6 protein-coding genes and 2 tRNA genes are annotated in these 7,377 nt (G+C 37.7%); 3 read left to right on the forward strand and 5 right to left on the reverse strand.

Annotated features, from left to right (window positions below; translation table 11 throughout):
- The 4 genes from trxA to R3333_RS10940 all read right to left on the reverse strand — a co-directional run.
- The coding region (gene trxA / locus R3333_RS10925; protein ID WP_318958817.1) for a thioredoxin at positions 1–315 on the reverse strand (315 nt) is incomplete at its 3' end.
- 178 nt (positions 316–493) lie between these two features.
- The gene (locus R3333_RS10930; protein WP_318958818.1) at positions 494–1,783 is read right to left on the reverse strand and encodes a sialidase family protein; all 1,290 of its coding nucleotides are present in this window, start codon (positions 1,781–1,783) and stop codon (positions 494–496) included.
- A gap of 9 nt (positions 1,784–1,792) precedes the next feature.
- Positions 1,793–3,577: a M61 family metallopeptidase gene (locus R3333_RS10935; RefSeq protein ID WP_318958819.1), complete on the reverse strand. Its 1,785-nt coding sequence runs from the start codon at positions 3,575–3,577 to the stop codon at positions 1,793–1,795.
- Between the two features lie 68 nt (positions 3,578–3,645).
- Complete coding sequence (locus tag R3333_RS10940; RefSeq protein ID WP_318958820.1) at positions 3,646–4,488, reverse strand: hypothetical protein; 843 nt, start codon at positions 4,486–4,488, stop codon at positions 3,646–3,648.
- Positions 4,489–4,676: 188 nt separating this feature from the next.
- Between R3333_RS10940 and R3333_RS10945 the strand changes: the two genes are divergently transcribed.
- A complete protein-coding gene (locus R3333_RS10945) occupies positions 4,677–5,528 on the forward strand; it encodes a hypothetical protein (RefSeq protein ID WP_318958821.1) in 852 nt (283 codons plus the stop codon).
- A gap of 425 nt (positions 5,529–5,953) precedes the next feature.
- On the opposite strand, the gene R3333_RS10950 is transcribed toward R3333_RS10945, so the two are convergent.
- Positions 5,954–6,820, reverse strand: coding sequence for a bestrophin family protein (locus R3333_RS10950; protein WP_318958822.1), 867 nt, complete (start codon positions 6,818–6,820; stop codon positions 5,954–5,956).
- 183 nt (positions 6,821–7,003) lie between these two features.
- Here R3333_RS10950 and R3333_RS10955 point away from each other — a divergent pair.
- A tRNA-Ser gene (locus R3333_RS10955) sits at positions 7,004–7,090 on the forward strand.
- Between the two features lie 158 nt (positions 7,091–7,248).
- Positions 7,249–7,323 (forward strand) — tRNA-Pro (locus tag R3333_RS10960).
- Positions 7,324–7,377 lie beyond the last annotated feature (54 nt).

A 7,377-nucleotide genomic window follows, 5' to 3' on the forward strand; every position in this document is an offset into this window, starting at 1 on the left:
AAGAATCGCGTCTAATTTAGATGCCAATTGTGCTTTAGGAACTGCTCCTACAGACTTATCAGCAACTTCACCATTCTTGATGAATAAGATTGTTGGAATGTTTCTTACTCCAAACTTAGCAGAAATTCCAGGGTTTTGGTCAACATTTACCTTTCCAATCACTGCTTTCCCGTCGTACTCTCCATGCATCTCATCAACGATAGGTCCAACCATTCTACAAGGTCCACACCATTCAGCCCAAAAATCAACCATAACTGGTTTATCTGAGTTCATTACTACTTCGTCAAAGTTAGCATCTGTAATTTCTACTGCCATTTCTATTTATTTAATGTTTATAATTCCTTATCCGAGGATAAATTTAACGTTTCAGTTCTATCAGACAAATATTTTACCAATTAAATTCTACTGACAGCTTGGCATGCTAAAAACACCTCAATTTTACTCTTTAGACGGCAAAGGTCTGAATTCCATACAGGAAATTATGTATCCTAGGTTACTTATTTATTTTATCCAATTGTTTCTGACTAATTAAAGCCACCCAAAGACTTATTTCTTTCTCATCCATACGCGACCAAACAGGTCGTATAACCCCATCATATACAGCTATATTGGTATAATCTCCAAAGAAAACCTTGTCATCCGGAACAAAAGAGGAAGAACTGACTTTGTAATCTGTAAAACTGTCGCCATTGTCTTTGCTCACACTTAAATATACATCGGTTGCATTACCTTCGGTTGAACGTCTATCGTAATAAACCACATACAAATACCCTGTAATTGGATCTATGCTTAACCATGTAAAAAACTGATGACGTTTACTTTCATCTTGGTTCACTTTAATAGGATCAGACCATGTTTCCCCACTGTCACTTGATTTCGAGATCCAAATATCGGTGTCCCCTGTCCCGTTGCGTTGATCGGCCCAATTCAAAAACAAATCACCGGTTTTAGGGTTGCATCTCAAAATTGGCAATCCGTTTGCGCGATAAATCCCAGGAATAGTAAGTGTCCAACCTTCAACTTGTTGCGCTACATCTATTTCTTTTTCGAGCCATGTCTCTCCTCCATCGGTTGACTTGGTAAAAACCAAACCATTAGGTCCTGTCCAGGCTACGTATATAGTTCCATCAGGTCCTACAGCTGGCACAGCACCCTCCACTGTATTATCGTCGTCTAAACAATCACCACCTCTTTGAGAAATACGCTTTGGTGCTGACCATGTCTCACCTTGATCGGAAGATTTGGCAAACATAATGTGAGAGCTGTCTCCCGGTTTTTCAGAAAGATAAGCATCAAACTGTGTCCAAGTAAGATACAACTCGCCATTTAACGAATTCTCTGTCACCCAATGTTTGTCTTGCACTTTAACACCTTCTGGAGCGGTGTAAGAACCTTGATTAAAATCACCCTCTATTGTTGAAGAACTTTGACAGACAATGCGATCGAGGTGATGTCCGAATGTTTTAGGACTTGCCAAATGAAAATAATAGTACCTCCCCTTTTGATCTATGTGCATCACGGGGTCTCCATTCACACCATATTTAGAACGCAATGTTTTAGACTTCCATTTCCTCCCTCCATTCGTAGAGTAATAATAATCATCCATCACAGTTCCGGCTATCATCTCTTTAGGTTTTAAAGGATTGATAGCAATACTTGGCTCTACTTGAGCATAGCTATAGGTTGCACTATCTGGTTTAGGAATTTGCACTTCTTTAAAGTGCTGACTTAAGCCAAAAAAAGGGATACTTAAACATATCCCTCTAAAAAATAAATTCATCATACTTTTTAATTATTGTAATCTCAACCAGTATCTCGCCAATGAGTTTTCTGCAGTATCCAATACAAATTCGTATCTATCTTGCTTGTGCTCTCCCATTTTTGCTTCTAACACACGTAACACGTCATCTCTAGAAACGATTAAGGTAAAGCTATCTCCAGGAGCCATCGTTCCTAAGAAAGATGAAAACTTCGCTGCGTCCATTCGGTAACCATTAATAGAAAGGATTTCGTCATTAACGCTCAAACCAGCATCTTCTGCTGCAGAGTTAGCTCTGATTCTTCTCACCATTAACTTACCATCTTGCTCACTTACTGAACTTCCGAAAGAAGGAGTTGTTGTACTCGCATCTTTCACTTCTAATCCGATTTTAGACAAATACTTGTTGTACGGAATTGTTTCTACACCGTACACGAAATCACGGAAGAATTCATTTAAATCCATATCTAAAAAGTCTTCTAGCTCAGCTTGGAATTCATCTTCGCTAAATCCACGGTTTAACTTCTTGTAGAATTTGTTGTACAACACTTGCATAAAATCATCCAAAGACTTTTCACCTTGGTACTTGTCAATAATCATCGCATCAATCACCAACGCCAACAAGTTTCCTTTTGAATAGTATGAAATTGTAGTGTTTGCTGAATTTTCGTTTGGTCGGTACGATTTTATCCATGCATCAAAAGAAGCGTGGGCAACTGGTTGCACTTTATTCCCTTCAGATCCTTCCACGTAATTCAAGGTACTTTTTAATCTACCTAAGTACTGTTGTTCACTGTAAAAACCAGCTCTACGTAAAATCAACTCATCGTAGTAAGAAGTAAATCCTTCCATCACCCACAATAAAGAAGTGTAATTCTCTTCGTTGTAATTAAAAGGTCCTAAAGCATCGGGTCGGATACGCTTTACATTCCACAAGTGGAAGTATTCGTGTGCTACTAAAGACAAGAACCCTAAGTAAGCCCCTCCTTCATATGACCAACGATTTACGTTTAAAGTTGTAGAATTGGTATGCTCCAATCCTCCACCACCGTTCAAGGTATTGTGAATAATAAACCAGTATTCTTTGTTCGGGTTTTCGCCAAAAATGGATGTCGCACTTTCCACAATCTTTGCCATATCCACCTTCAACTTTTCTACGTCGTAGTTTCCTTCTCCGTAAATGGCAACATTGTGCTTCACACCCGCTGCTTGGAAAGAAAACTCTTCTTGATTACCAATCTCAATTGGACAATCTGCTAAATGATCATAGTTGTTGTAGGTAAAACGCTGCGTGTTGTTATCGTTAGCAACCCCGTCTCCTGCCTTTGGCAAGGCAGTTGTGATTTTTTTGAAATCTTTATAAGGTGTAATGTTTAATTCACCACCAAGGTCTTTGTGTCCTTTAGGGTACATAAAAACACTCGTTCCGTTAAGGTAACCATGCGTTAAATCAAGAAAACTTGTACGAACAGAAAGTTCGAAAGCGTAAACTTCATAGTTCACCACCACGTCATCTTTTTTATTCTTTTCTATACGCCAAGTATTTTTAGAGGTCTTGTAAACTTCCAGTTCTTTCCCGTTTTGATTTTTTGCTTTGACAAGGTTTACATTTTTAGGAAACTCGCGCGCTAAGTAAGATCCAGGCGCCCAAATTGGCATTTGTATATCGATGTAATCGTTAGAGAAATCTTGCAAATTCATCTCTACGTTGAAGTAGTGATTTTGCGGTTTGGGCATACTTAAATTATAGCTCACTTCTTGCGCCCAAATAGATAGGGTAGCAAGGGAAATTAGAGCTGTAGAAAAAAGTTTTTTCATACTGTTGTTTGAATTTTTCTCAAAGATAAAATTTTATTTTGATGCTTTTATGCGATCCAAACAAGCCCCTATCTTGAGTGTACGGAATTCTTCCGAAACTCAATTTTTAAGCTATCAAAGAAAACTACCAGTTTAGGTCTTTGAGCATGTCTATGGTTGTATTTAAAACAATATTCGTCTAACTTTCCTTGTATATGAAATAGAGATAACTCATGATGAATTCCATCTAATACTCTCATTAAATTCTCTTTAACCTTGTGCATCCATTTGTCATTTAAAGCTATTTGAGAACACGTTTCAATTTTGGGAAAACTACATTTCTGTTTCACTAACAATTTTGGAAATTGATAGTTACATGCACACAACAAGGATTGCTTTTTCCGAAGTTCAGCTGTCTCTATTTCTCTCGGTAAAACAAAACGTAATTGGTCCCTTGTTCTTCGTTGAGAGAGGTTAATAAAAACTTCTAATTCTCCAGGTAGTGTTGCGCTATTTTCATGTAGCTCTGAAACATCGAGAATTGCGTGTTTTTCCTGTACTTCTAGTTGATTAATCGTTGCCAATTCTTGTTGAATTTTACGAATCATATGAAAAACAGTTTCATATCTTGTTTGCCGTGACAAACGCAATATTTCTTTAATCGAATATGCCTTTTTCGTATTCAACACTAAGTGTAAGATCTCCATCCACTCCGTAAAACTTTTATTACTATCTCGCATAAAAGAAATTGATTTCAAAGACACCTTACTCGAGCACTTCAGGCACCTCCATCCACAAAATGAATTGTACCATTTTAACTTATCATGTCCACATTTTGAACAATCATTAACTACTTTTTGATAAAATGGTTTTAGAAATTCTACACACGTTTTTTCATTGGAATAGGTAGAATAAAAGGTTAAGTTATTCATGACTTATTATTTTAGATTGATTAACAATAAGTTACAAACTTTTTCTTCGTGATGCAACTTTACGGAAGGATTGCGGATACTCAGTCAATAATTGATAATTATCCCCTCCCCAAAACTTTCCCCTCCTCCCCCTTCCCCCATTCCATATAATTAATTAGCTTTGTTAACCTCACACTAAAACGTTTACGATGAACAAATACATCCTCGGATTTTGCGCCCTTTCTTTAGTGGCTTGTACAAACAACAGCGATGTTCAAGAGGCTGCCCTTAACAATCAGAATGCAGAAAACCTTCAACTTCAAAATCAAGTTGAACAACTCAAATTAGAACTCAACAACAAAGACTCCCTGATCAACGAGTCTATCGCATTTTTTAACGAAATTCAAGACAACCTGGCTTCTATAAGTGTGAAAAAGGACGATATTCAAATCAAGAGTAACGACCCAGAACTAGGTGAAGACGGTAGAAAAGAAATTCTACAACAAATTCAAAACATCAACTTTTTACGTGAGCAAAATGCACGTAAGGTCAAACAACTGCAAAACAAATTGAAGTCCAACAACATGCGCATAGATGAATTACAATCTATGGTAGATCGTTTGGTATTGCAGATTAAAGCGAAAGACGAACAAATTGAAAGCCTTCAAAATCAATTGGCGGATCTTGACGTACAGTACTCTGAACTCTTTGATCAATACCAAGAACAAGTTGATTTAAACTTGGAGACCATGATGGAGCTCAATACAGTTTACTATACAATGGGTTCTGTTGAAGAATTGGTAGAGAACAACGTTATTGTAAAAGAAGGTGGTTTCATTGGTATTGGTAAAAAGACAGATTTGAGTGCAGACATGAACGAGAATTACTTTACCAAAGCAGATAAAACAAAAATTAAAGAAATTACCGTTGGAGGTAAAGATCCAAAATTCATCACCGATCACCCGTCTGACTCTTACAAGTGGGAGAATGGAAAACTGATCATTACCGATGCTCAGAAATTCTGGAAAATATCTAAATACTTGGTGATAGAAATCAAGTAACAAATCAATATACACATTGCAAATGCCTCTTCTTTTTAAGGAGAGGTATTTTTTTGGGCTGCTCGGGCGCGTTATCCGTTATAGTCAAGCTTCTGCAGGGCAACTTATACTAAGGCTCACCTGCGCTTCCGGTGGTCGCAAGGCTAGCCCAAGTTCAGAAAACCCTTCATAAGCTCGCCTGTCACTTCTACCGCTAGCAGATATTAACTTAGACGCAATACCTAGTACCTCACTATCAACGGTGCTTACAACTTCTTTTACTGTAAACAATCACGAGTATATTCCAATAGGGGGAGCAGTGGTAGTAGCTTAAGGCAGCGCTTAGTGGCTGTTAGGGGTGCTGGGCGACTAACAGAAGCCCACACTCCGTTATAGCGACTTAACGCTAACCAAAGCTACTAGGAACGGATGACCCGGCCATTGGCCTAATAAAAAAGTTCTTGTACGTTCTGCTGAATTTTCAAAGACAATTCTGAAGTAGGTAAATCATTTTCGTCCTTCCCAAAGGGATCTTCTATTTCTTCTGCCAATATTTCCATGCTTACCAAGATGTAAAAAACTAGCGTTGCAATAATGGCGGTGTAGTATTCAAAGAATTCTAACAAGGCCAAGGGCAAGGAGGCGGTGTAGAGAAAAATAAACTTCTTTATAAAAATACTATAAGAATAAGGAATGGGTGTGTTCTTAATACGCTCACACGCTCCAATATTATTCAAGAAATTATTCAACGTATGCTCAACGGTAATATAAGCTTCCTGACTAAGTCTCCCCTCTTTCACCAAGATGTTGACTTCAGCATAAATCATTTTAACAAGTTGAGAAGGTACATGGCCTTTTTCTACTAACGTGGCCTTTTCTTGTTCATTCAAAAGTAATTCCTCCATCACAACACCTTCTCTTAGATGATCGCGCATGGCAAAAACATAGTTCGAAATCATTCTATTAAAGAAGTCTCTTTCACTTTCTTTTAAGTCTAACACACTTAATTTAGCCGCCAAATTTCGGGCATCATTTACCATTTCGCCCCATTTTTTTCTTCCTTCCCACCATCTATCATAGGCGGTATTGGTACGAAAAACCAACAAAAGTGAAATTACAAAACCTATAATTGAATATATAGTGAGCAAGTTTTCTAACATCATCGACCCGGGAAAATAGGTGGCTGCAACATAACAAATCCCCATTGTGAAGACAAAAAAGTAAAGCAACTCCTTCCACAAGATGGCTAGGGTGTCACTTTTATGTATACCTACTACGAGTTTAAACCAATTTTTGGGGTTGTATTTTATCATCTTTCACGTTTTAAAGGACTACTAATATAGAAACATGCTTGAAGTATGAGGTATACCAAAATCTTAAAAAGCTAAGGAACAGCCACCTATATTTTTAATCGATATTTTTTTGAAAAAAAAGCATGATTTTCTTTTGAAGAACCAATTGAATTCATAATTTTGCGGCCAGTTCTTTAACACAACGGTGAGATGGGTGAGTGGCTGAAACCACCAGTTTGCTAAACTGACGTACGAGCAATCGTACCGCGGGTTCGAATCCCGCTCTCACCGCAAAAAAAAATTAAAATTATTTCAATTTTAATTGCGGATTAAAAAAAGTTGATTATCTTTGCAACCGCAATCAGGGAATGGTTAACGAATCTAACCCTTGCAATTGAAAGATAAAGACTTGAAATAACAAAAGATTAATAGGAATTATCTCCATTAATCGGGGTGTAGCGTAGCCCGGTCATCGCGCCTGCTTTGGGAGCAGGAGGTCGCAGGTTCGAATCCTGCCACCCCGACAAAGGGGATGAGAAATCATCCCCTTTTTTTTATGGATTTACATCCTTTTTAGA

It is taken from the genome of Lishizhenia sp., from assembly GCF_033720595.1.
Taxonomy (GTDB): Bacteria; Bacteroidota; Bacteroidia; order Flavobacteriales_D; family Crocinitomicaceae; genus Lishizhenia.

Excerpts from the sequence above, each read along its gene's own strand:
- R3333_RS10930 (WP_318958818.1), bottom strand. The coding sequence starts at position 1,783 with ATGATGAATTTATTTTTTAGAGGGATATGTTTAAGTATCCCTTTTTTT.
- R3333_RS10935 (WP_318958819.1), bottom strand. The coding sequence starts at position 3,577 with ATGAAAAAACTTTTTTCTACAGCTCTAATTTCCCTTGCTACCCTATCT.
- R3333_RS10940 (WP_318958820.1), bottom strand. The coding sequence starts at position 4,488 with ATGAATAACTTAACCTTTTATTCTACCTATTCCAATGAAAAAACGTGT.
- R3333_RS10945 (WP_318958821.1), top strand. The coding sequence starts at position 4,677 with ATGAACAAATACATCCTCGGATTTTGCGCCCTTTCTTTAGTGGCTTGT.
- R3333_RS10950 (WP_318958822.1), bottom strand. The coding sequence starts at position 6,820 with ATGATAAAATACAACCCCAAAAATTGGTTTAAACTCGTAGTAGGTATA.